Here is a 26,595-nt window from a genome sequence, read left to right as displayed (position 1 = left end):
AAAAATGATAAAGATAGATCGATTAAAGTTGAAGCATTGTACACTAGTTTGTTTTTTGATCGTGGGATTGTTCGGTTTCAAGACCGCATGTTACGGACAAATGGGGTTTGGACTTCGGGTTGGTGGTAATATTTCGCGTGCAAGTGGGAATGCATTTGGCGCCAATAGAATGGGATATCAATTGGGGGGAGATTTGATATTTGGGCTTAATAGCAAAATGGATATTCAAGTTGAACCTAGTTATAATTTAACCAGAATACGTGTTAATGACAACACAGCTTCCCTTTCCGGAGGTTTGTCTAAAGGGACCCGTTCGCTGAAATATCTCAACACTCCGGTGTACCTTAAAGTTAATTTTACAAGAAAATTTTCCATCCTGGGCGGTCTAGACCTTAATATGTTGCTCAATGACGACGCTTATAAGCTCAATGATGGAACACCAGCATTCAACAGTCGTACACGGATAGGTTACGCATTAGGGATAGACCTTGGCGCGCTGTATTTTAGATACCGACAGTTCAAAAAGAATAATAAAATTGTAGACAACTGGGATGCGCATATTGACCAGTATCAACTGGGATTTAAAGTGCGTTTGTTTTAAGCGAATAGATCCACTGGTAGGTAACCTTTACAGACTTTCCTGTGCTGTAAGCTGAGCCGCTCTGATTTTGCTACATCAGGCGGCTTTAACTTTTTTATTGATTAACCATTTGTTGTGAAGATGTTTATTGCTGGATATCAAGGATATTTCAATATCTTGTGTAGACAAACCAATAGTTCCTTCCGCTAAATTCGGGACGGCAATAAATTATAAACGAATGGATAGAAGAAGTTTTTTTAAGAAAGCCAGTTTAGTTGGCCTGGGCGTATTGGTCAGCAAATTTCCTGTATGGTCAAATACCGTATTTGCCTGGGATAAACCTGTTCACAACATTCCAGAGGAAAAAAGTCTCAGCGAGCAATGGTTTGATTCGCTGTATGAAAAGGGTAAAAAAATTACTTATCGAAAAAGTAAAAATGAGCTTCGGTACATTGGAATGCCTGTGGGTGGTTTACATTCGGGTACGGTCTATATAGGAGGTGATGGTCGGCTATGGTTGTGGCAGATATTTAATACGGATTATGATGGTGAGCGTGAGGGGATAGAGCCCAAAAATGTACAATGGAACAATGGAAAAGAATTGGCACTGTGCGGCCGAGGGATGGATCTGCTTATATTGAGCCTGCTATAGCAGACAACCTGCGGACTATGGAACAGGGCTTTGCGATTTCGACCTTAGTCGATGGAAAGCAGGTTATCAAGGAGCTTAGGGAAAACCACTGGGATGAAGTTACATTTGAAGCAACATATCCAACATGTCGAATAACCTATAGCAGTATCGATTTTCCATTGGATGTGGTGTTGGTCGCCTATTCGCCATTTATTCCTTTAGATCAGGACAATTCTTCGTTGCCACTTACCACAATACATATCGAATTGCAGAACAAGGGCGGCGCGCCAGTCGATGTAACGGTTACGGGCTGGATGGAAAATGGTGTACATAAAGGGCGGAAAGATTTTGATACTGTAAACAAACGCTCTTTCCTCGCGGAACATGCCGATACTCAAGTGTTGCTTTTTAGTTGCGATCAGGTTCCTACTCAAGCCATGGAAGCTGGCGACCATGGATCAATGGCTTTTACCTGTATTGATATCGAAGCGCAACCCACGACGAGGTTACAGGAATGGCCTGTAAAACCGCAGGAGGTAAAGGCGGATAGGGTGGATTCGACCGTCGATTTTTCGGATTTGCAAGTAGGTGCCTTTACGGTAAAACGGACAATAAAAGCGAAGGCGACAAGCCAAATTTCTTATGCAATATCTTGGTATTTTAACAATCCACACCCTAAACTGAAACTTCACCTCAAGGATGCGCAATCAGGTTATTGGTATGGTGCCAGGTTTAATAATGCGGCCGAAGTAATCAATTATTATTTGAACAATCGTGAAAAACTCGAGAGCGAAACCATGGCATGGCAGCAAACCTGGAATGATACAACACTGCCTTACTGGTTTATGGACCGCACTTTTGTCAATATAGGCACACTGGCCACAGCAAACACCATGCGTTTTGCTTCGGGAAGATTTTGGGGCTGGGAAGGAGTAGGGGCATGTGCCGGTACCTGTACGCACGTTTGGCAATATGGGCAATCCATGGGCAGGATATTTCCGGATCTTGAACGTAATTTACGTGAAGTGACGGATTTAGGTGTTGGCTTTCAGTCTGATACCGGTGCCATCATCTTTCGTGCTGAATATGAAAAAAGACCAGCTATTGATGGGCAGGCTGGTGTTATTCTACGCTTCTATCGCGATCATCAGATGAGCAGCGATAGCGAATTCCTTAAGCGAAACTGGCCTAAACTTAAGAAGGCAGTTCAATTTTTTCTTGATCAGGATAAAAACAAGGATGGTATGACCGATACGCCAATGGAAAATACACTCGATGCGGTCTGGGAAGGTGAAATTGCCTGGATTGTCGGGTTATGTCTCGCAGCAATACAGGCTGCTGCATTGATGGCGAAGGAAGTAGGTGATAAAACCTTTCAAAAATCGTGTTTGGAATACGTTAGGAAGGGATCTGAAAATATGGATAGCAAACTCTTTAATGGAGAGTATTATATTCATCGTCCCGATATGCTGCAGGGGCGAAAGATGCTAGGCTCTTATAATACCTGTCATATTGACCAGGTTTATGGTCAGGCCTGGTGCAGACAAGTGGACATGCCGGGGGTCAATCGTCAGGAGAATGTTGTGTCTGCATTGAAAGCACTCTGGAAATATAACTTTACTATGGATGTTGGTCCCTATATAAAAACACATCTTGGCGGAAGGCCTTATGCCTTGGCTGGGGAGGGGGGCATGGTTATGAACACTAATCCAAAGAATGAAGACAAGGCTTATGGGGACAATACGACCTGGCAATTAGGTTATTTCCATGAATGCATGAGTGGCTTTGAACATCAGGTCGCAGCACATATGATGGCTGAAGGTATGGTTGACGAAAGTTTAACATTGACAAGGGTGATCCACGATCGCCATCATGCTGCCAAGAGAAATCCTTTTAATGAGATTGAATGCAGCGATCATTATGCACGTGCCATGGCAAGTTATGGAACCTTTATCAGCGCCTGCGGTTTTAGTTATCATGGGCCGAAAGGGCAGATTGGATTTGCCCCTAAGTTAGGAAAAGCAGATTTCAAGGCGCCTTTCACAACAGCAAAAGGATGGGGGACATATGCCCAGAAGCGAAAAACTAAAGGGGTATGTCAGTGTACACTGACCTTGAAATATGCTCAATTGATGCTCAATGAATTTCATCTAGGTGATGCGGATGACCTATCGCTCAATAAAAAACAACTCATTGTAAAGCAAAATGAAAGGTCGATTGAACTGGTTGAGCTGAAACGCACCGATGGGCGTCTGATCCTTAGTTTTAAGAAGCAAGTCATGCTAAAAAATGGAGATACACTAACAATACAATGGCTATGAAAAAATGGATAAATAATTTGCTTCTTTTCATGATGTTTGCTGTGATGGTCGCTTGTGAATCATCGCCACGTCATTTGGGTGATCCGCCGTTAAAACCAGACTGGAAGGATTTATTTTCGCAGCAATTACCTTTGTTAGGTCACCGCAATTGGATATTGATTGTTGATAAGGCCTATCCCGCTCCTGCTACCAAAAATATGCTGATTATTAATACGGGAAGAAAGATGCCTGAGGTATTGGATACCGCATTGCGACTACTCGATAAGCAAACACATATAAGACCTGTTTTTTACCAAGATAAGGAGCTTGGATACTTAGATGAAACCATCGCGCCAGGCTTAAAAGCATATCAGGAGAGTCTAAAGAAATTACTTCCGAACATAAAATTAACCCCGCTGATGCACGAAGAAGTATTTGCGAAAATGGATAAAGTAGCACAGCTTTTTGGTGTTGTCGTACTGAAGACCGAGTCAACTCTACCCTACAGTTCCTTGTTTATAGAACTGGACTGCAAGTATTGGGATGCTGATCGTGAACGTATCTTAAGGCAACGTCTTGCTGATCAGGTGAAATGAAACTTATCTTAATCATTGATAAGTGTTAAGGGCATTTGGAAGACTTTTGGTTTAGTGCGCACAATAATAAAGCAACAATGTTGCATTTAATTGTTATTGTTTTTACATTTGTGAAAACGAAATTACTATGAGCAGCATTTCCCAAAAAACTAAATTGCCTGTCACCGTTTTAAGTGGATTTTTAGGCGCAGGAAAAACAACACTATTGAATCATATTTTACACAATAAGGAGGGTAAGAAAGTGGCCGTCATTGTCAATGATATGAGCGAAGTGAACGTCGATGCACAGGCTGTTGAGCGCGAAAATGTACTTTCACGAACGGAAGAAAAATTAGTAGAGATGAGCAACGGATGTATTTGTTGTACATTAAGAGAGGATTTGATGGTGGAGGTGGAGCGACTAGCGAAAGAAAACCGTTTTGATTATCTTCTTATCGAAAGCACTGGTATTTCGGAGCCTATCCCTGTTGCCCAAACATTCAGTTATGTTGGTAATGATAATGCGATTGACCTGTCTACATTCAGTTATATTGACACCATGGTAACAGTTGTGGACTGTTTCAACTTTGCCAAAGATTTTGGAAGCGCCGACACCTTATTAGATCGGAAATTGACGGACGACGATTATGATAATAGGGCGATCGTAAATCTGTTGACTGATCAGATCGAGTTTGCGAATGTTATCCTCCTGAATAAGGCCGATCTGGTATCTGAGGAAACTTTGGGTACCTTGGAGGCTGCAATTGGGCGGCTCAATCCAGGTGCAAAGCGTATCCGTACACAATTTGGACGCGTTGATCCCCGGGAAATTATGGGTACGGGCTCTTTTAATTTTGATGAAGCTTCATCTTCGGCAGGGTGGATCAGGGAACTTGAAAATGAACATACACCCGAAACAGCAGAGTACGGTATTTCATCTTTTGTTTTTCGATCGCAACGGCCCTTCCATCCACAACGACTGCACCGCTACCTCAACGAGCGCTACCCGCACAATATCATACGAGCCAAAGGTCTACTGTGGTTGGCCTCCCGCCCGCATTTGGCCATTAGCTTTAGTCAGGCAGGCGGTAGCGTAAGGTTGGAAAGTGCAGGCTCATGGTGGAGTAGCATGCCCGAAGAGCAGCGTTATCAGTATCCCAGTTATGCCGAAATCAGAGCTGAACTTCTTAAACGTTGGCATCCGGAGTGGGAAGATCGAAAAAATGAATTGGTATTTATAGGTCAGGATCTGGATAAAGAAAAATATCTGGCAGAGCTGGAAGAATGCCTGTTGACCGAAGAAGAAGGCTATGACTGGCGTTTTACCTGGTGGAAAGACGAATTTCCTAAAAATATTTAAAACTATTTGCGATCTGCATCGGTTAAAAAAGTAAGTAATGTAGGTTAGATATTGTATTTTTCGAAGGTCAGGGGTTGATTTCCTGGCCTTTTTTATGCTGATTTGTCAGATCTTACCCGGAAAACTATACTGAACCTTTATCAATCCGAACATCTAAAAAAACAAACTTTTTTTGTGTTATGGTTGTGTTAAGATAGAAAGTTAGCTACGATTAAAAACAGGCGTATGGGTTTGTCAAAATATCGCGAAAAGCGTTCCGCAGGAAAAACACCGGAACCCTTTGGAGGAAGATCAAGCGGAAAGGAGTTGCGTTTCGTCGTGCAGAAGCATGATGCTTCGCATCTGCATTATGATTTTCGGCTGGAAATGAACGGGGTGCTCAAAAGTTGGGCGGTTCCCAAGGGGCCATCTATGGACCCATCTATCAAACGCTTGGCCATGATGGTTGAAGATCATCCTTACGATTACCGGAATTTTGAAGGTATCATACCAAAAGGACAGTATGGGGGTGGCACAGTGATCGTGTGGGATGAAGGGAGCTATGAAGCTTTAGCTCCTGAGACAAATGATATTGTAAAAATGGATAAGAATCTTCGACATCAGCTTTATAGCGGAAAGCTCAAATTCAGATTGTTTGGAGAAAAATTGAAGGGAGAATTTGCTTTGGTAAAAGCATATGGAAGAGGGGGGAATGAATGGCTACTGATGAAGTTGGAAGATCAATATGCAACACGCAAGGATGTCATAGCAAAGGATAAATCCGTATTGTCGGGAAAGACGATAGCGGAAATGGAAAAATCGCCCGATAAAGTCTATGGACAGCCTGTTGTTAAAAAGAATAGCATATCAAAAAATAAAAGCAAAAAAAGTAGGAATGCTGCTGAAATAATCAGCAACCAGTTGGAAGAAGTGCCTAAAAAGAAAAAGGCTGAGACGCAGAAACAAGCGTATAATATCACCGACTTGCTAAAGAAATTACCGAAGCAGGTCTTTTATAATACGGTGCAGCCCATGCTGGCGACGCTGATCGACAAGCCTTTTGATGATCAAAACTGGGTATACGAGGTGAAATGGGACGGTTATCGTGCTTTGGCCTTTATGAAAAATGGCAAAATAGAACTAAAATCCAGAAATGACAAAAGCTTCAATGAAAAGTTTTATCCAGTATATGATACCCTGAAAAGCATCGCGATCAATGCCATACTCGATGGTGAGATCGTTGTATTGGAAAAAAATGGAACGGCCAATTTTGCGGCCCTACAAAACTGGAGAAGTGAGGCGGATGGCGATTTGGTATATTATGTATTTGATATCCTTTGGTACGATGGAAAAGATCTAAAAGGTCTTTCGCTATTGGAAAGAAAAGCGATTTTAAAGGAGGTAATGCCGCAAAACGATTTGATTTTATTGAGTGAACATTTCGATACATCGGGCGTTGGATTTTTGAATGAAGCCCAAAAACTCGGTCTTGAGGGTATTTTGGCCAAACGCAAGGAAAGCGTTTACCATATACATGAGCGTTCAGCTGACTGGTTGAAAATCAAGGCTAATAAGCGTCAGGAGGTTGTTATTGGCGGTTTTACAAAGAACGAAGGCTCCAGCAAACTGTTTAGTAGCCTATTGGTAGGCCTATATGAAGGTAAAAAGCTTATTTATACCGGAAAGGTCGGAACAGGATTCAGTGCAAAATTACAACAAGAGCTGATGGCGCAGTTCAAACCCTTGGTCACAAAAAATAGCCCGTTTGATGACGAACCCGATATCAACAAATCCTCACGATTTAGACCCCGCCCTCCTCATGCTGCTGTCACCTGGCTACATCCCAACCTGGTTTGCGAAGTGAGCGTTACAGAAATGACCGGTGACGGCGTTATGCGACATCCCTCATTTGTCGGCATGCGTAACGATAAAAATGCCAAAAAAGTGATTCTAGAAGAAGAGCAGGCCGTTAATGAGATTATCGGCAAACAATCAAAAGAGGGAGATGGGATGCGAAAGAATAGTAAGGAAGGCAGTTCGGATAAGAAAAACTATAAAACAATGCTAAACCCCAAAGACAAAACCCAGGTTCAGAAGGTAAATGGACATGAGTTAAAATTTACCAACCTCGATAAACTATTTTGGCCTGACGAAAAAATCACCAAGCGCGATTTAATTAATTACTATGAGCAGGCTGCACCTTTTATTTTACCATACCTTAAAGATCGACCACAAAGTATGAATCGATACCCAAATGGTATCAAAGAAGAAGGGTTCTATTTCAAGGATGTTACCGATACAGCACCGGAATGGGCAGAAACCTATCTTTACCAAAGTGAGGCCGATGGCCGTGATCGGCATTATCTGGTCGGAAAAGACGAGGCTACATTGTTATATATGGCTAATCTTGGCTGTATCGAAATGAATCCCTGGAGTAGTACCGTCAGAAAACCGGATAATCCGACCTTTTGTATCATTGATCTGGATCCGGATAAAAATACATTTGATCAGGTTATTGAAACCGCCCAGCTCACCAAACAACTTTTAGATGATATGGGGGTACCTTCGTATTGTAAAACAAGTGGTTCCACGGGACTTCACATATATATACCATTAGGAAATAAATATAATTACGATCAGTCCAAGGAGTTTGCGCATATTATTGTCACCCTGATTCATGCGGAGCTACCCAACTATACCAGCTTAGAGCGAACTGTTCGTGCTCGGAAAGGTAAAATGTATCTTGATTTTCTTCAAAATAGACCACATGCTACCATTGCTGCAGCATATTCAGTACGTCCCAAGCCTGGAGCGACAGTGTCCATGCCATTACATTGGGATGAAGTTAAAAAAGGGTTGAAAATTAGTGATTTCACCTTGTTTAATGCGATTGAAAGAATACATGAGCTGGGTGATATCTTTAAACCTGTATTGGGGAAAGGGATCGATCTGAAAAAAGTAATTGATACACTCTCAAAAAAATAGTATTGATATAACCTGAATATAGAAACTCATTGACCGATCTATTCGGTGAAATATAAGTAACGAGATTGTAAGAATAATCATTAGCTATTTAGAATAGTTTTAAATAGATGACTTTGGATGTATATTTGGAATGCAGAAAAGGTATACCTTTTAACTGCATACTGATTTTATATTGAACGATTATTGTTAGCTAGATGAATAAAGTAGAACTGTTTGAAAATGAGCGCGCAAGTGGCTATGACCAATTTGTTGAGAGCTGGATTCCTAATTACCATTATTTTTTAGATCAGCTGCCAAAGCTCCTCCGAGAAACTGAAAATAAGGATTTATTGGTGGTAGGATGTGGCACAGGAAATGAAATAGAACGTTTTGTTGACACAGCAGAATCTTGGACAATAACCGGGGTAGATCCGTCGCCTGAGATGATTAGTCAGGCCCTGGAAAAATTTGAAGCGGACGAGAATGTTCATCTTGTCGAAGGTGTGGTAAGTGATTTGGACGAAGAGAAACAATATGGTGCTGCGACGCTTTTGCTTGTATTACACTTTTTAGAAGACAATGGCGAAAAATTAGTTCTGCTCCAAGATATTTCTAAGAGAATGATGTCGCAAGCACCCTTGTTATTATTAGATATTACGGGCAATAAGGAGCAGATTCAACAAAACTTGCAGTTGTTGAGGCTTCTTCTGCCCAAGGGGATAGATGAAATACAGGTCGCTCAAAGATTGCGAAGAATCGAGCATGAATTGTTGCATGTCTCGGAAGAACGATTAGCCGAGCTCTGTGAGGAAGCCGGATTTGAACCTCCTGTTCGATTCTTTCAATCATCGATTTATATGGGGTGGATAACCCGAAAAAAAGATATTATTTCCTTTTCTTAGCAAAGGGATTGAAGGAAAGCCCTGCATTAATATAAAACGAAGGATCGGGACTTGCTTCCCATACATAATCGCGCTGGGTTTTGTTTTTTTCAAATACGCGTGCACGAGGTATGGTTTTTAGTCCTGATTTAAGGGTAGCAATAAAAGATCGGCCTAGGTTATGTTCATAAGTCAGACCCGAATTGATCTCCATCTGACTGAAGGTATATACTTTTTCAGCGCCCTGAAAGTTATAGAGGTAGAAGATCGTACTATTTAAATCGGAACCTATTGAAACGCGGCCATTCCGTAAGACCTCTTTTCGAAGGTAGGCTCCTTTAGGTAAGATGACATCAAGTATCATCCCATTGGCAAATTGTTGCTTGTAGGCAAAGGTTGGGAAAACCGGAATAATTGCTGCCGGATCTATAAAGCCGATGAGGCCCACCGCCATTTGAATCTCCCGCGTAGCTTTTAGTACCACAGTAGCAGATAATATCCCATTAATGCGTTCTATTGCTTTTTCACTTCCATTGGCAGCAACCGTTGCGGTATAAAATGCTACTTTGCCCCATAAACGTGAATAACGGGTAAGATAAAGTGATTCGTAATGATAATGATATTGATGGGTTGACTGTATGGTGGATTGTGCGATGGGGTCTAGACGATTGGAGTTGACAGAAGTGAACTGATAGCCAATATTGGTACCCAAGTTCCAGGTTCTGCTCTTTAAAAAATTAATGTTGATACTACCTCCGGCTTGGTACATCGATTCTACTTTTGTTTTAGGTAAATCCTGACCTTGGAGTTTTGATGAATAACTGTATCCTGTATTGGATTCATAGGTCAAATTGAGGACCCGTGTTATGGGAAATTTGTCAGTAACAACAGCCCTCGCTTTTTGCTGTACGCTATCTTTAGTCTGTGCGATTGAAGTGGATATACGAAACAATAGTACTGACACTAAAAGTATTTTTTGCATAAATGTATGATTAAAATCATTGTAAGGATAGCCGAAATTTGTAGGTGGTATTTTTTTTTAGACCAACAGGTCTTGTTTTTATACAAAAGTCCAATTTAGGGGAACAGTGAAAAGGAACGTTAAAAATCATCTCCCAGTTTTGGTATAAAAAAAACAGGTCTTCGTATAAGAGATCGGATTCTTGCCAAGAAAAGCTTTATTTTTGTTATTTAGGTTAAAATCATTCTAATGCATGCAAGACTTCAATAATAGCATTGTTTTAAGGTATTTTACAGAAAATAAATTCAGGCCACTGCGACACGTGGTTTTTCTGATCGGTTTACTGTTGCTCTTTGCAAATGCAAATTCGAGTTCTCATTTTCAAGGGAGTTACCGGTTTTATTTTTCTATTATCCTATGGTTTGTATTCGTCTGCATGTTTTACGCCAATATGTATGTACTGATCCCAAAGTTTTTCTTTAAGGCCAAATATGAGTTATATGTCTTAGCATTGATACTGCTGGTAACGGCCAGTTTGCTGGTAGTCATGTACATTGCAAATTACATCTATTCCATTCATATTCCCGCTATAAAAAAACCGGAGTCGGACTCTATGGGGCTAATCGCCGCATTATTTATCTGTATTCCGATTATTCTAACCACCACGACATTTAAGCTTTTTAAACGTTGGTTGGAAGACAATAAGCGTATTTCTGAACTGAAAAACCTGGCTTTGACCACAGAGCTTGTTTCCTTAAAAAATCAGATTCAGCCACATTTTTTATTCAACATGCTGAACAACGTTAAAGCTTTAATTCGAAAAGATCCGACTATGGCTACCGAGGTCATCATGAAGATATCAGATTTTCTAAGATATCAGCTGTATGAAAATAACGATGATAAGACACTTCTGAAGTCCGAAATCAATTTTATAAGCAATTTCCTGAAATTGGAGGAAATACGCCGCGATAACCTAAAAACATGTATATCTTGCCCAATAGAATTGGAAAAAAAGGGTGTATTTCTACCGCCGCATCTATTTACGGCCTTTGTTGAAAACGCGATTAAACATAGTCTCAGCGCCGGTGATGCTGATACTTTCATCACAATCCATTTTTCTGAGACGGATCAGCAGCTTTGTTTTGAATGTGAAAATTCGAAAGATCCCGACAACTCATTCGTCCGAAGCAAATATAGCGGACTGGGATTGGCTAATGCCAAAAGACGACTGGATCTGCTGTATAGAAATGATTATGAACTTTCGGTGTCAACAACTGAGACATTATATAGCGTTAAACTTACTATTCCCTTATGAATTGCATTATTGTAGACGATGAACCCCTGGCTAGGGAGGAAATGAAAAATTTAATCGAAGAAATTTCGTCTATTCAGATAGTCGGTACATTTTCCAATGCGATATCGGCATTGGAATGTATTAAGACAAACCCGGTGGACTTGCTTTTTTTGGATATCGAGATGCCGACGGTCAATGGACTCGATTTTGCACAGTCTCTTCCAAATGACAAGCTGGTTATCCTGACGACTGCCTATGCGCAATATGCACTGAAAAGTTACGAATTGGATGCAATAGATTATCTGCTGAAACCGATTAATAAAGACCGCTTAGCCAAAGCGATCGATAAAGCAATGGCCTATAAAAAATTACTAGCGTTAAAAGAAAACCAAAGTACGGTTGAGAAGGCCAGTGAGGATGCACTTTTTATTAAATCGGATAGGAAATACTATAAAATTGCATTTACTGATATTCGCTTTATAGAAGCACTCAAAGATTATGTGGTTATCTATACCCGGAATAATAAACTGATTACTGCAATGAATTTGAAGACAATTCACCAGAAACTTCCGGTGAGCCTGTTTGCGCGTACCAGCAAATCCTATCTGATTAATTTATCGTTTATTGATTCTTTTGATAACCATACTGTTTACATCGATAAGTTTGAAATCCCGATTGGTGAGATTTATCGAGAATCTTTCTTTAAACAATATACAGGAGGGCTACTTTGATCGAATAGTTATCCTAGGCAACCACAAAGCGATCCAGAAAATCGACTTGGATACCATAACTACGTAGGAAATTTGTCAGATAGTCGACACAACACTCTTCTGTTTCGAACCGGAAAATAGCATCCTCATCATCAAGATCAACCGTGGCATCTTGTACTTGTGGAAGATGAGTTTTGACCAATTGCATCAAAAAATTTTTCTTGTCTTTGGTCTTCACTGAACTTTTAAAAATCATCACTTGCCTAACTTTCATCGCTACTAATTTATTTGCGTTCAAAATCATTTGATTCCCCAATCACCTGAGGTATCCTTACAAATTTATGTTCCTGGTGACACCGGGAAATCGATATTATACGAAAGCATTTAATTTTTATACAAAACAAGATTGAGCAGGCAGTGTACGCATGATGTACATCAAAAATAAATACCAGCGGCTATCAATTCTAAATTTCTACAGAAAGGGGAGGCATCTTTGTCAGGTGTTACAGTTAAGTAGCTTTTTAGTTTTTGAAATATGATTGCAAATTTAGTTATCCTATTTTTAAGCACGATAGTCGCTTTTTGGATCAGCGCTATCTGTGGAGGAGGGGCAAGTCTTATCCTTATACCTCTCTTGAATTTTATGTTACCTTCATCGGTCATTCCTTTCTCGTTGACTATCGGTACATTTACAAGTTCAGTCTCAAGAATAGTCGTTTTTAAACGGCATATCAACTGGAAAATCTTTTTATGGTTTGTACCGTTTTCCATTCCAGCTGTACTATTGGGGGGATATCTGATTAAATATATCGAACCCTCTTATTTGCAGTTGATTGTCGCGTTTTTCCTTATTGGAAATATCCCCCAATTATTTGGATCAAAAAATGCGGATTTGCCATCGGAAAATAAGTATTCGAAATCTTTTTTGGCAATTATTGGTTTTCTTTCCGGCTTTATTTCGGGAATTACAGGTGCGATTGGGCTGCTGTTCAACCGGTTCTATCTGAGAATGGGCCTTTCCAAAGAAGAGATTATAGCCACCCGTGCCGCAAATGAAGTGTTTTTACATCTCGTAAAGCTTATTATTTATATTATTTTAGGTTTGTATTCTAAGGCAGCCTTGGGACTGGGCTTGGCTATTGCCATAGCAACAATAGTCTCTTCAGTGACAGTCAAATTTATATTGCCCTATGTCAGTGATCAGCTCTTTAAAAAAATCGGTTATGGCGCTATGGTGGTTTCGGGAGCAGTATTGCTGGTTGGTAGTTCGCGTAAGATTGTCGATCAGGATAGTTTGCTGATTAGCTTCGCTCATTCGCCAAATAAAACCGAGCTTACTTTGAACTGGAGAGAAACAAATCTTGTCTTGGAATATAGTAAAGCTCACGGTCTGGAATTCGAGCGATCTATTCACTGGACTGGTCTGCCGCTTCAGCTCCGGCAAAAATACTTTACCCTCAGCAAAAACCATAGTAGTATCCATATCGAAAAGGTTATGCAGTTTAGCAAAGGAGCCAGCTATGAATTTTACGCCCATAAAGAAGGTGTATTGACACGATTAGATTAGTGTTTTTTTACGAGCAACATGTTTGTTTTTAACCCTAATCCTCCATTATAATTAATACTAATTCTTTATTAAAATATATAATCTACCTATTTAGTAGTTTATTGAAAAATATTCCTATATTTGAGCCGTAGAAATATTTAGTAGGAAGGATATGGCATTGGAATATTTAGCACAACAGGCACACGAACAACATTTAGATCAGGCTTTTTCGCGTAAAGAACAAATGATGATGCGTGCGTTATGTAGGCTTAAAATGTCTGATCGTGTTTTATATATCGGTGCTCATCCGGACGACGAGAACAATAAATTGTTGACCTTTTTGGCTCAACACCAGTTGGTCGATACGGCCTATCTTTCTGTGACGCGTGGTGAGGGTGGACAGAATTTTATAGGCACAGAAAAGGGACTGGATCTGGGTGTACTTCGGGTGCAGGAATCACTTGCGGCTCGTGCAATTGAGGGAACAAAACAGTTCTTTACACGTGCTAAGGATTTTGGATTTGCAAAATCTGTCGATGAAACGCTGGCACGATGGGATGAAAATGGTGTACTTGCCGATATGGTTTGGACCATCCGTTATTTTCGACCTACTGTAATTGTAACACGTTTTTCACCGGATGTCCCGGACTCACATGGACATCATCAGGCCTCAGCAATTCTAGCGGCAAAGGCTTTTGATCTGGCCGCTGATCCATCAGCTTATATAGAACAGCTATCCGAATTGGAGCCTTGGCAGGCTCGGCAGCTGTTGTGGAATGTGTATCAGGACAGTGGTGTTAAGGATATCGGTGGAGAAGTAAGGCCTTTGCCAGCGTATTTTTCGCTGCATATTCCAGTGAGACACGGCTCTTTGGACTTTCATTATGGTGAGATTGCTGCAGAAAGCCGTAATAGACATCGCTCTCAGGCCATGGGAAGTCTGGTTCGGCATCAGCCTAGCACCGAATATTTTGAATTATTAAAAGGTACACCGATCAGTTCGGAGAAACAGCAGGCTATTTTTAAACAATATACTGCTCAAGATTCTTATTCACTCGTATTTAATCGCTTGGTGGACGACCTCATTGCAAAATGTGAGTCAGATACAGCAGAACTTGTCTTGGAGCTTGGAACGATTTTATTTTGGATGAGGATTGTTCCCGATGGTCATGTTATCCATGAAAAGCGAGCTGAGGTAGAGCGTCTTCTGCTCGACTTTGCTGGTGTTTCTTTGGAAGTACAGGCTATTGAGGAACTGTGGGTACCAGGGACCGAGGTTAACATGGTCCTGAATGCGCATATCCCATCGGAATCCAATCTACAGCTGACCACGGTGAAAGTTCCATTTATTCGTAACGGAGAGCAAAAAGACTTTACTTTGTCACCTTCGAAGACGATCCATTTAAATGGTCAGCTTCTGGATACGATTTTACCTTCTTTTCCAACTTGGCTTAGTGCTGAGGGCGATGCACATAACTATGCGCCGGCGTCGCCTGCTGATGTTGTATTGACACAATTTGGGACTGAATTGTCTGTTCATTTGGAACTGCAGTTTGCTGGCTTACCGATTGCGGTTAAGCTACCTGTAAAACATGCTGCTGGTCCTGTTGCAGTTGCCCCTCCGGTGACAGCAACTTTTGAGTCGGATATCGTGGTGCTCTCTAATGCAACCAAACGTTCAATTGCTTTAGAGCTGCAATCTAATACCCCCGAAGCCTTAGCCATAAAGGTTAAGCTTACGCTACCGGATGGGCTCGATGTATTTCCGAAAGAAATTGAACTCAATATAGCGGGTAATGCAACCGAGAAGCTTAGCTTTGAGTTGAGTTCGCCTGCGCAGCAAGAATATATTCAAGAGATCGGCTTTGAGATTGAGACGGCTACAGGGCGGTATCCGTTCACATCCAGAAGTATTGTTTATCCACATGTTAATCAAGTAACTTACTTTCCCAAGGGCATATTGCGGGTGCTAAATTTACCCGTGAATATTACGGCCCAGAAAGTTGCTTATATTTCGGGGATGAACGATGAACTTGCAGGGAGCTTACGCCAGCTTGTTGGTCATTTGGAGATTATTCCATTTGAGTCAATTGGGGAAATGGATCTCTCAGGCTTTGATGCAGTGGTTTTGGGAATACGAATATACAATAGCCATCCGCTAATTACGGGATTTCATCAGCTTTTTCGTGACTATGTTGAGCAGGGCGGTGTATTTATAGGGCAGTATAATACGCCGTATGATTTGCATTTGACGGAGGTTGGAGCTTATCCTTTAGTGGTTTCCCCGGAAAGAATTACAGATACGGAAAGCCATATATCATTTTTGAACCCTTCCCATCGCATATTGAACTACCCTAATGTAATCGGACAGTATGATTTTCAAAATTGGGTGCAGGACCGGGCACTTTTTTTACCTCAAAAATGGGCTTCGGATTTTGAACCGATACTGCGTGGGCAAAATGGAGATAATCGTACGGAAGATGGGTTATTGCTACTGCACAAAAAAGGAAAAGGTTATTATATCTATAACAGCCTGTCGCTGTTTAGACAACTGCCAGCAGGAGTAGCAGGGGCATATCGGCTTTTTGCGAATATGTTATCCCTAGCTTCGCGTTAGACCAGAATCTTGTCGGGTAAAAAAAATCCCCAGTGCGTATTGACTGCACTGGGGATGGTATAACTGCTATTTTATGTCGATTTTTTCTAATCCTTTTTATGGAAAAAAGACGCTTTGGGAATATCGATCACTTTTGAATCATTGACATTGTACTGAAGTTTTAAAGTGAAACCTCCTCCAGCTTCAAGGAAATCTACAGCAATTGGGTGGTAGCCTGCTTCTAGCGCAATCTGTCCGCTTTTCATAATCGGTGCATGCTGTCCGTCATTATCAACGACAAGCTGATCATGTATCCGCAGGACACCACCATCATCACAAGTAAAATAGAAATTATAGATTCCTTTTTCTTTGACGTAGAGGTATCCTCTTATTTCTGCCCCAAAAGAAGGCATTTTGATGGTATCGCTTAGCGCTACATTGCTAATCACTTCCTGACGCACTTCGGGACCCGAAATGGCAGAAGTATTGGTAAAAGTTCCATTGAAAAATGTCGCCGTAAGACCCGGAACCACAGTGCTTTCATCAACTTTTATGCCCTTTTTCCAAGTATCATTTTTAAAATCAACCTGATAGAGCTCACTTTTTGCACCCGAAGGCGAGATTGTCGCAAAACGAATAGGGCCTTCTTTTTTAACGACAAGAGAGCCGTTCAGCACTGCGCTTTGCTTTGTTGGAAGACTACCATCAGTAGTATAATGTATTGGATTTTGGGGAAGTTCATTCGAGACTTTTAGTGTAGATTGTCCGTCGACAATTACCTGTGTTTCGGCGAAACCGTTGAGGTCTGGCATACGATACCGTAAACCCATTTTGTTCCAGAGTCCAAAGTGTGCAATCACTCGATTTCTATAGCTATCATACAGGGATTTGTTGGTCCATACGCGTTCCGATAAAGCACTTAAACGTGGGAGGATCATAAACTCTAACCGCGCGGTTGAGGGGATCATTTCTGTCCAGATATTGGCTTGTGCACCTTGGATCAAATGTGCTTTTTGGCTGGATACATCCGAAGGGACCACGCTCACATTGTACACGGCATCTAGGCTGCTGCTATTTGGAAGGTAATCAAAATAAAGCGGATTTGTAGGTGTCATAACGACCCTGTGACCACGGTTAACAGCTTCCATAGGTGCGTTTTTTACCCAGCCACGCCAGTACATGACCATCATGCTGGTATCGGAACTGCCGTCCAGTATTTCATCCCAGCCGATACTCTGTTTATTTTTTGAACGGATAAAATTGTTCACTCTTTTGACGAAATAACCTTGCAGATCATGTAAGTTAGGTATTTGCTTTTCTTTCATAAAAGCCTGCGCAGCCGCTGATTTTGACCAGGAGTCTTTTTCCACCTCGTCGGCACCAATGTGAATATAGTGTGATGGGAATAGCTCAATGATTTCGCTTAGTACATTCTCAACAAAAGTATAACTGCTTTCTTTCCAGGGGCTGATCGGTACAGAAAATTGTTTTCCCCAGCTCGCGGACTGACTGTCCAATAGGAGTTCGGGATAGGCCTTTGTAGCCACCATCATATGCCCTGGCATATCTATTTCCGGAATGATTTCTATTTGTCGGCTGCCCGCATAAGCTACAATGTCCCTGATATCCTGTTGTGTATAAAAACCGCCATATTCTTCCTTTCCGTTTGTTGTGCGGATCAATTCCTTAGGCAGATTAAAATCGGGATTTTCCTTGGCTTTCACAAAGCAGGCAGAATCCTGATTGTTATACGTCCGCCAAGCCCCTTGTTCGGTTAGTTTGGGGTATTTTTTGATTTCTATGCGCCAACCTTGATCGTCTGTCAGGTGCAGATGAAATTTGTTGAACTTGTAGGTTGCAAGTAGATCGATAAATTTATAAATATAATCTTTTGGAAAAAAATGACGGGCTACATCGAGTTCGACACCTCGCCATTGGAAAGCTGGCTCGTCTTTGACCGTTACATAGGGAAGAGCAAGCTTAGCTGTTGTTCCTGAGAGTAAATATAATTGCTGGATTGTCTGTAATCCATAAAATGCACCCTTTTCAGATGCGGCGATGATCTGGACACCTTTTTGATCTATGATCAATTCATACCCCTCATTTGAGAGCCCTTGATTTTTAATCAATTGCAACGTAGCGCTGGCTTTCTTTACGTTTTTTTTGTTCAGTTTCCCGAATAGGGAATGGTCGATCCATCCCGATAATGATTTAGAAGATAGGGCTGGATCAATATAGTAACCCAATTCTTGACCCTTTAGCTGAAAAAGGCCTGGCTTAGCCTCCAATTGCTGCGGAAATGGAATGAGTTGAGGAAGTGCATTTTTTTGTTGCGCAAAATTTAGTGTCGGCAGGTACAGGGCACAGGATAGGAGTAAGGTTGAGAAGATTTTATTCATGAACGTGTTTTTTGTGATTCACAAGTGTTATTAGATTTTGTTGCAATATACCAATATTTCAGGTATTGGCAGGTAATTTTAGTTGATCAATATTCCGTGAGATTGTGCGCAATATTCCTCTTGGTACTATTATAAATGTTTGTTTGACATTTATATATTTATTCTTATCTTTAACTTGAAAATAACCTTTATTTGAATGGGCCTATGTTGTGTTTATATCCTGAATATTTTCATTGTATAGTTGTTGTGGTGCTCAATAATTTTGCAAAAAGTTGCAAATGGATTGGGGCGAATGATAGTCGGCAAAGGATCCCATTCAAGAGAACAGGTTGGTGTTGTTAACTTATTTGGTGGTGGCGGAGCTATGAAAAATTTTCTCATTATTATTGTTTTTCTTTGGCAGTTGGCCTATGTTTATGGACAGCCCAACAATGCCCATTTTTTTTCCCTTCAAGATGGCTTAAGCAATCAGCAGGTACTGGATATCGTGCATGACGATGAAGGATTTATGTGGGTAGCCACAGAGCTAGGGCTGAACCGTTATGCGGGTAAGTCTTTTAAATCGTATTATGCCGCCGATAAGCAGGACGGTCAATCGATCAATAGCAATGAAATTAATACGTTGCTGTATGCAGACAGGAAAGTGTATATCGGAACAAGGTCCAATGGGCTGAATGTGCTTGACCTAGGCACAAATAGATTCAGTTATTATACACATGATGCAGCTAATCCAAAATCCATAGCCACGAATGATATTACGGATATGATTGAAGGCAAGGATGGGAAATTGTGGTTAGCGACCTACCATCAAGGGGTGCAGCATTTTGATCCGGTAACGGGAGAATTTAGTCATTTCAATAAAAAGAATTTTCCGGGTCTTCCCGAAAATAGCATTTGGTCTCTGGCCGAAGATCAAAAAAGAATGCTTTACATCGGGCATGTTAACGAAGGTTTAACAATAATGGATCCCATTAGCCATTCTTTGAAAAGACTAACTAATCACAATACCTCCGGACAATTACCAGATAATGAAATTAAAGTTTTGTTTTGTGATCAAGCCGGCAATATGTGGATAGGGACCCGAAAGGGGCTGGCTGTGTATCATCCAGTTTCCGGTAAACTACAGCAGATTTCTTTGGCAGGATTGGCAAAAAATGGAAATGAACCTTTTGTATATGCGATTAAGGAAATTGGCCATACGTTGTGGATAGGGGCCGAATCGTCGCAACTCTTTTTATTGCAGCCGAGCTATGGTTATGATAAGCGTATTGAAGCCGTACAGCATGTAGAGCGTTTTGATCTGGGGAAAGGCAATAATACGATGGTTCAGCATATTACTCCCGATCGGTTTGGAAACGTTTGGCTAGCGTTATATGGTGGTGGCTTGGGAGTTGTGAGTCATATTGCCCCCTTCTTTAGTGTCTTTCCATCAGACAATATGCTGCCGGATCGACTGGCAACAGTGAGCAATGTATTGGTGGGTGAAAATCGGACAATACGTTTGGCGACTGAAGGTTCAGGTCTAGTCGAAATGAATGCGGAAGGGCGTTTATTGAGACAGATTACCAAAAAGAATGGTGGGGCAGACGATTTCCTGCTAACAGCTTTTAAGGATCAGCATCAACATGTTTGGCTCGGATTACGTAAAGGTGGAATTGCCGTTCAATATGCTGGATCGTCCGTTTGGAAAACCATTGATTTAGGTGAGCCTGTGACGGAGGTACGCGCGATTTATGAGGACCATTTGGGACAGATCTGGTTTGCAGCACATCAAGGGGTATTTATATACGATGAAGGAAAGGGGCATGTCCAGAAGCTTTTGATCAACAAACCAATGCTTGGCGATTATGCGCCCCGAACGTTGATGGAAGATGGCCAACACAACATGTGGGTCGGAACTTATGGGCAAGGACTCTATGTTTACGATCCTCAGCATAAACTGCTTCGAAAAATGGACAAGGGTAATGGCTTGCAAAATAACACGATTAATCATTTGTTGCGGGATAGAAATAACAATATCTGGGTGGCTACAAATCAAGGACTGGCTGTACAGGAAGCGGGTAAGAAGATTGGTGATCTGTCTCTATTGATGCCTCCGGGAGGGAATGCATGGCTTTTTGTCAATGGACTCGCAGAAGATCAGACCGGAAATATTTGGTGTTCGACCAAATCGGGGATGTTACGCTATGTCCCGAAAGAAAGACGTTTTCTACAATATGACCAGTCTTTCGGTTTGCCTTTGGGAGGTTTTATCAATGCAAGTGTAGGAAAAGACAGTGAAGGTCGACTGTATTTTGGGATGCAGGAAGGAATGTGTTATTTCAACCCAGCCACAATCCCGTCCAATTTACCAACCTCGCCCCTAAGTATTAGCCGATTTATTGTTTTTCGATCCGGAGAGTCCGGTACGCAGGTCGATAAATATCCCTCGCCGACAAAGGCGATTGAACTCAATTATGATGAAAATAGCTTTCGTATCGAACTTGCTGTTATGGACTTTGCTCTAGACGGTTTGGTCGAGTTTGGCTATAAATTGCAAGGGCTTAATAATGACTGGATTTTTCTGGGAAACGAGACCAACCTCGATTTTCGTAATATACCCTACGGTGAACATGAGTTGCTGATTCGTACCCGGATGAAAAATGGGCAATGGTCGCAGGACTACCAGCATCTATTGATCAACATTGCGCCACCTTTTTATCTCAGTTTATCCGCCAAGATCGTGTATCTGCTCCTTGTGCTGCTAATTGGATATATTATCATTTCTTTCTATTTCAAAAAAATGAAAGCCGAATCCGAACTAAAACTGAAAGAGCGGCAACATGTGCAGGACGAACAGTTACATGCAGAGCGCCTAAATTTCTATACGCATATAACGCACGAGCTACGGACACCTTTGACGTTGATTCTAGGCCCCCTTGACGACCTGTCCCAAGAGCAGCAGCTTACTGAAAAACATCGCGAACTGGTTCAGACGGTACAGAAAAGCGCTAATAGACTCTTCACATTGGTCAACCAGTTGTTGGAATTTAGGAAGGTAGAATCGCAGTTTAAACCCTTTGTACCCGAAGCTGGGTCTTTGGGAGAAATGCTCGCAGATCTTGCCCATAAATATAAAACATTGAATCACAAACCTGGTCTTCGGGTGTTGTCTGAACTCCCTGTGAGGGATTCACGTACGCTATTTGATGCTGAAATCGTACAATTGATCGTCGATAATTTATTGTCGAATGCCTATAAATATACCGAGTCAGGTTATATTAAACTAAGCTTGCATTACGAAGAATCGGATTTGGACCATTGGGCGGTGTTGTCCGTAGAAGATACAGGAGTAGGTATTGACAAAGAAGATATCGGTAGGATTTTTGAAAAGTATTATCAGGTTGCGGGTACAGGTACTCAGGGTACGGGTATTGGTCTGGCCTTGGTGAAAGAACTTGTGGCGATCCATCATGGAAAGATTGATGTGAATAGTACATTTGGTCTTGGTACCACCTTTACAGTAAAATTGAAAACCGATCGATTACCTGTTGAGAATGGCGAGCTGCCTGTTTCTTCGCAACGTCCGCTAGTGCTATTGGTTGAGGATGATCTGGAACTTCGTGAATATCTGGGAAGTACCTTGCAAAGACAGTATGATGTAGTGCTCGCCGAAAATGGAACTGTAGGCTATCAAATGGCGATGGCTAGAGTGCCCGATTTGGTGATCAGTGATATTATGATGCCCGATATGGATGGTTTTCAGCTTGTACAGCAATTGAAACAGGAACGTAGCACAAGTCATATCCCACTGTTGCTATTGACAGCAAAAAACACCGATGCAGACCGACAACGGGGCTATGATCTGGGGATAGACTCCTACCTGATCAAACCAGTTACAGCAGCTTTACTTTTCAAACGTATTGACAATCTATTGAGCCGACAGAAACAGATCAATGAACTGATTTTGGAAAGTTTAAATACAAAATCATCTTTTTCAACTACCAATATAGAACTAGAACAAAAGCCTACGGAGGAACTCTGGCGTGAAAATGAATTTGTTCAGGATTTTATGCAGATCGTCGAACAGCATATGCAGGATGAGGTATTGGATGCTGCTACCCTCGCTGATCGCATGAATATGAGTCAGTCTACCCTTTATCGGAAATTGAAAGGCATCACAGGGAAAAATATCAATCAGCTCGTACGTAAGATACGTATCCATAAGGCGGCAGATCTACTTCGGACCGGGAAGTATAACGTGACTGAAGTGTCATTTATGGTCGGAATCAATAGTGCGATTTATTTTCGGCAATGTTTTAAAGAGGAGTTTGGCCAGCTACCTTCCGAATATCAACGATCCGACAATAAAGCTCGCGTAGTGTATTAAAACAATCCACATCAGATAAGTATGCCCCTACTATTTAAACATAGCTAGGGGCATAGTTTTTTCGTAGATCAGTTTGAAAAAAAACATAAAATATGCCTTAAATATATTTAAAAAACTGTTTTTGACTAAAAAATATATGTTTTTTGACGGATTTGTGTACGATAGAATGCTGCAAAATCGGCTAAGTTTGAGGTATTAATCCAATTATAAATCTAGGTAGGGGTGGCAACGATGCAAAAGAAATAACCAAAGTAGACCGTAGTTTACCATCATATTGTCTTGTCCGGCTAGATTGTATTATTTACTGTTTAATTCGTATTGAAATTTATGAAAAACTTAAAGATTGCTTCTTTTTACACCATGTTGAGCGTGATGCCAACATTGCTGTATGCGCAGGAGAAGGTTACGGGACAAGTTTTCAACAAAGCAAACGAGCCTATCGTTGGTGCGAGTGTACTCCTCCTGGAAGGGGGGAAGGGAACCTCAACAGACAAATCGGGGAAATTTGAGCTGAATGCTAACAAAGGAACGCTCGTCGTGTCATTTGTTGGGTATAAGACTCGTCGAGTTCCATTGGATGGAACAACAAATTTAAAAATCCAGCTCGAGGCAGATGAAAATGTATTGGAGGATGTCGTCGTTGTTGGTTATGGTAAACAGTCCAAACGTAATATTACAGGGGCGGTAAGCAATATTAAATCAGAGGATATTGTACGGTCGTCATCGACGACGACTGCTGGGGCTTTGGCAGGAAAGGTGCAGGGGATCTCAGTGCGTGCCAAAGACGCGCGTCCCGGTCGTGGTGCAGCGATCGAAATCCGGAATATGGGCTCGCCTTTATATGTAATTGATGGTGTTGCTTATGGAGGTCAGGAAGGTACTGATTGGGTTGGTACACAGAATGGCTCCGGCGCAGATATCTTTAATTCACTGAATCTAGAAGATATTGAGAGTATCTCTATTTTGAAAGATGCCGCCGCAGCAGTATATGGATTCCGTGCTTCCAGAGGTGTTGTATTGATTACCACCAAAAAAGGCGCAAAAGGAGAAAGTGCAAAAATCAATATTAATGGCTACCAAGGCTGGCAAAATTTGACACGTTTTCCGACCATGGCAAACGCTAAACAATACACACGTGGATTGGTTGAGGCCGCACAGAATGAAAACCGCGACCCGAAGACGGTATATACGCCCGAGGAGTTGGCGAAATGGCAGGCAGGGACAGAGCCCGGCTACCAAGGCTATGATTATTATGACATGGTGATCCGTAAGAATATTCCACAGCGATACATCAATGCCAATGTTACCGGTGGAAATGAAAAATCCAATTACTTCCTGTCATTGGGCCACCTCAATCAGGATGCAATGATCAAGGATTTCAATTATAAGCGAACCAATTTCCAGGCCAATATGGAAGCTGAGGTACTCAAAGGACTTACTGTCGGGACGCAGATTTCAGGAAGACATGAGGGCACACAGGATGTTGGCTTACCAGGTGGGGATGGATACTTCTCGTCTATTTTGGCTATTATGAAAAATAGGCCGACTGTAGGTCCCTACGCAAATGACAATCCGGAATATATCAATCATACCAATGATTTTCCCTATAACCCGGCTCTCTTTAGTCGCGATATTGCCGGCTATAAAGACAATAAATACCTTGCTGGAAATGTGAATCTCTTTGCGGCCTATAAGACAAATTTTGGTTTGTCGGCAAAAGGAACTGTTTCTTACAACTATACCAACAATAAATTTGAAGGCTTCCAATATACCTATGATGTATATCGGTACGAAAATAATGCCTATAAGCGTACTGGTGGAAGTGATGCTGGCTGGCGTTACGATACCACGAGGGAGATTGTTTCCCGCTTTGCACAGTTCCAGATCGATTATAACAAGCAGATCGGCGATCATACTTTCGCGGGAATGTTAGGCTATGAGCGTTCAGATTGGGACCGGACGTATAAGGCATTGGGCGCAAATCCTTCAAACAATTATATTCCGTTGTTAAGACTGTCGGAGCTCAATAGTTTGGCCGATGAATGGGCTTACGAGGCTCGGGCTGGATATATTGGCCGTATCAACTACAACTACAAGGGCAAGTATCTTCTGGAGGTACTGGGCCGTTATGATGGTTCCTTTAAATATTATGAAGGTAAACGCTGGGGATTGTTTCCAGGAGCATCGGTAGGTTGGCGTATTTCGGATGAAGGGTTCTTTAAATCCTTAAAATCTGTGGTGAGTGACCTTAAAATCCATGGTTCGATCGGACAAACAGGACTTGAAGAGGGCGTGGGAATGCACGATTACCTTGCCGGGTATAATTGGGCGGCTGGAAGTGCTGTCTTAGACGGAGCCTATGTGCCCGGGGTACAGCCTAGAGGTTTACCAGTTCGCAACCTCTCCTGGGTTAAAAACACCAATTATAACATGGGTATCGATGCGACACTGCTGAAAAATAAGCTGACATTGACGGCCGATATCTTTAAAATTATCCGTACTGGATATCCTGGCAAACGTTACGATGTCCTATTACCAGCCGAAATCGGTTATGATCTTCCCAATGAAAACCTCGGTAAGAACGGCTATTATGGAGCCGAAGGTATCATTACCTATACCGATAAGGTCGGTGAGCTTAACTATGTTGTCAGTGGGAATATGACTTTTTCACGTTATCGTGACCTAGAAACCTATAAGCCTCGTTTCAGTAATTCGTGGAATGAATACCGTAACTCGATTGAAGACCGCTGGGGCGGAGTATGGTGGGGATACCAAGTAGTTGGACGATTTCAGTCGGAAGAAGAGATCCGCAACCATCCGATCAATAATGATGGTCAGAACAATAGGACGCAACTTCCTGGTGATCTGATTTATAAAGATGTAAACGGCGATGGGGTTATCAATGATATGGATCAGCGTCCGATCGGTTATCCGACGGGTTGGGCACCGATGATGAGCTTCGGTGGTCGGATAGGACTTGACTGGAAAGGCATCAACTTAAATATTGATCTGGCCGGTGGTGCGGTGCAATCCTGGTTTCAGGATTATGAATTACGTAATGCTTTCCATGGTGGGGGTAATTCTCCAGCTTATCTACTTGAAGATAGATGGCATCGCAAAGACCCTTATGATCCAAACAGCGAATGGATTCCGGGACGCTACCCTGCGATTCGTAACGGCAACTCGGGTCCCAATAGTCGAAATAGTGATTTTTGGTTGACCAATGTACGTTACCTGCGTGTCCGCAACCTGGAGGTTGGATACAATCTGCCAAAAGCATGGATTCAAAAGATTAAGGCCGAAAAAATACGGTTCTATATCAATGCTTCAAACTTGATTTCGTTTGACAATGTCAAAGACTACCAGATTGATCCCGAGATCGAAGCGAGAGCAGCAGTAGTATATCCACAGCAAAGGGTATTTATGGTTGGATTTAATATGACTTTTTAA

General features: G+C 41.7%; 16 protein-coding genes. 13 read left to right on the top strand and 3 right to left on the bottom strand.

Features of this window, described 5'->3' with window-relative positions; genetic code table 11:
• Positions 1 to 4 precede the first annotated feature (4 nt).
• The 7 genes from B4Z90_RS02915 (at position 5) to B4Z90_RS02885 (ending at position 9,291) form a co-directional block, all read left to right on the top strand.
• Positions 5 to 601 carry an outer membrane beta-barrel protein gene (locus B4Z90_RS02915; RefSeq protein ID WP_172840716.1) on the top strand — a complete coding sequence of 199 codons (597 nt, stop codon included), beginning with the start codon at positions 5 to 7 and terminating at the stop codon, positions 599 to 601.
• 217 nt (positions 602 to 818) lie between these two features.
• A complete protein-coding gene (locus tag B4Z90_RS02910; protein WP_182983930.1) occupies positions 819 to 1,232 on the top strand; it encodes a hypothetical protein in 414 nt (137 codons plus the stop codon).
• Positions 1,163 to 3,532: a GH116 family glycosyl hydrolase gene (locus B4Z90_RS02905; protein WP_182983931.1), complete on the top strand. Its 2,370-nt coding sequence runs from the start codon at positions 1,163 to 1,165 to the stop codon at positions 3,530 to 3,532. The genes B4Z90_RS02910 and B4Z90_RS02905 overlap by 70 nt, the downstream gene beginning before the upstream one ends.
• Complete coding sequence (locus tag B4Z90_RS02900; protein ID WP_182983932.1) at positions 3,529 to 4,107, top strand: RbsD/FucU domain-containing protein; 579 nt, start codon at positions 3,529 to 3,531, stop codon at positions 4,105 to 4,107. Before B4Z90_RS02905 ends, B4Z90_RS02900 begins: the two co-directional genes overlap by 4 nt.
• 127 nt (positions 4,108 to 4,234) lie before the next feature.
• Positions 4,235 to 5,446, top strand: a complete 1,212-nt coding sequence (locus B4Z90_RS02895) for a GTP-binding protein (protein ID WP_182983933.1) — start codon at positions 4,235 to 4,237, stop codon at positions 5,444 to 5,446.
• Positions 5,447 to 5,671: 225 nt separating this feature from the next.
• Positions 5,672 to 8,410, top strand: coding sequence for a DNA ligase D (gene ligD, locus B4Z90_RS02890; protein ID WP_182983934.1), 2,739 nt, complete (start codon positions 5,672 to 5,674; stop codon positions 8,408 to 8,410).
• A gap of 194 nt (positions 8,411 to 8,604) precedes the next feature.
• On the top strand, positions 8,605 to 9,291 hold the full coding sequence (locus B4Z90_RS02885; protein ID WP_120332463.1) for a class I SAM-dependent methyltransferase: 687 nt from the start codon (positions 8,605 to 8,607) through the stop codon (positions 9,289 to 9,291).
• Here B4Z90_RS02885 and B4Z90_RS02880 read toward each other — a convergent pair.
• Positions 9,275 to 10,252 carry a hypothetical protein gene (locus tag B4Z90_RS02880; RefSeq protein ID WP_182983935.1) on the bottom strand — a complete coding sequence of 326 codons (978 nt, stop codon included), beginning with the start codon at positions 10,250 to 10,252 and terminating at the stop codon, positions 9,275 to 9,277. The genes B4Z90_RS02885 and B4Z90_RS02880 overlap by 17 nt on opposite strands.
• 232 nt (positions 10,253 to 10,484) lie before the next feature.
• On the opposite strand from B4Z90_RS02880, the gene B4Z90_RS02875 reads away from it, so the two are divergent.
• Both B4Z90_RS02875 and B4Z90_RS02870 read left to right on the top strand, forming a co-directional pair.
• Positions 10,485 to 11,546, top strand: coding sequence for a sensor histidine kinase (locus B4Z90_RS02875; protein ID WP_182983936.1), 1,062 nt, complete (start codon positions 10,485 to 10,487; stop codon positions 11,544 to 11,546).
• On the top strand, positions 11,543 to 12,256 hold the full coding sequence (locus tag B4Z90_RS02870; protein WP_088162316.1) for a LytR/AlgR family response regulator transcription factor: 714 nt from the start codon (positions 11,543 to 11,545) through the stop codon (positions 12,254 to 12,256). The genes B4Z90_RS02875 and B4Z90_RS02870 overlap by 4 nt, the downstream gene beginning before the upstream one ends.
• Positions 12,257 to 12,269: 13 nt before the next feature.
• On the opposite strand, the gene B4Z90_RS02865 is transcribed toward B4Z90_RS02870, so the two are convergent.
• Positions 12,270 to 12,509 (bottom strand): hypothetical protein, encoded by a 240-nt coding sequence (locus B4Z90_RS02865; protein WP_182983937.1) that lies wholly within the window; start codon positions 12,507 to 12,509, stop codon positions 12,270 to 12,272.
• A gap of 261 nt (positions 12,510 to 12,770) precedes the next feature.
• On the opposite strand from B4Z90_RS02865, the gene B4Z90_RS02860 reads away from it, so the two are divergent.
• Both B4Z90_RS02860 and B4Z90_RS02855 read left to right on the top strand, forming a co-directional pair.
• On the top strand, positions 12,771 to 13,802 hold the full coding sequence (locus B4Z90_RS02860) for a sulfite exporter TauE/SafE family protein (RefSeq protein WP_075993526.1): 1,032 nt from the start codon (positions 12,771 to 12,773) through the stop codon (positions 13,800 to 13,802).
• A 151-nt stretch (positions 13,803 to 13,953) separates the two neighbouring features.
• Positions 13,954 to 16,398 (top strand): PIG-L family deacetylase, encoded by a 2,445-nt coding sequence (locus tag B4Z90_RS02855; RefSeq protein ID WP_182983938.1) that lies wholly within the window; start codon positions 13,954 to 13,956, stop codon positions 16,396 to 16,398.
• Between the two features lie 86 nt (positions 16,399 to 16,484).
• Here the strand turns inward: B4Z90_RS02855 and B4Z90_RS02850 are convergent, their stop codons facing one another.
• Complete coding sequence (locus B4Z90_RS02850; RefSeq protein WP_286801346.1) at positions 16,485 to 18,776, bottom strand: family 20 glycosylhydrolase; 2,292 nt, start codon at positions 18,774 to 18,776, stop codon at positions 16,485 to 16,487.
• A 262-nt stretch (positions 18,777 to 19,038) separates the two neighbouring features.
• Between B4Z90_RS02850 and B4Z90_RS02845 the strand changes: the two genes are divergently transcribed.
• Positions 19,039 to 23,145 carry a hybrid sensor histidine kinase/response regulator transcription factor gene (locus B4Z90_RS02845; protein ID WP_286801345.1) on the top strand — a complete coding sequence of 1,369 codons (4,107 nt, stop codon included), beginning with the start codon at positions 19,039 to 19,041 and terminating at the stop codon, positions 23,143 to 23,145.
• Between the two features lie 327 nt (positions 23,146 to 23,472).
• Positions 23,473 to 26,595 (top strand): SusC/RagA family TonB-linked outer membrane protein, encoded by a 3,123-nt coding sequence (locus B4Z90_RS02840; protein ID WP_286801344.1) that lies wholly within the window; start codon positions 23,473 to 23,475, stop codon positions 26,593 to 26,595.

This window comes from Sphingobacterium sp. UBA5639 (assembly GCF_002421245.1).
Classification (GTDB): Bacteria; Bacteroidota; Bacteroidia; order Sphingobacteriales; family Sphingobacteriaceae; genus Sphingobacterium; species Sphingobacterium multivorum.
Note: the sequence above shows the minus strand (reverse complement) of the source record. Positions and strands in the feature narration are given on the sequence as shown.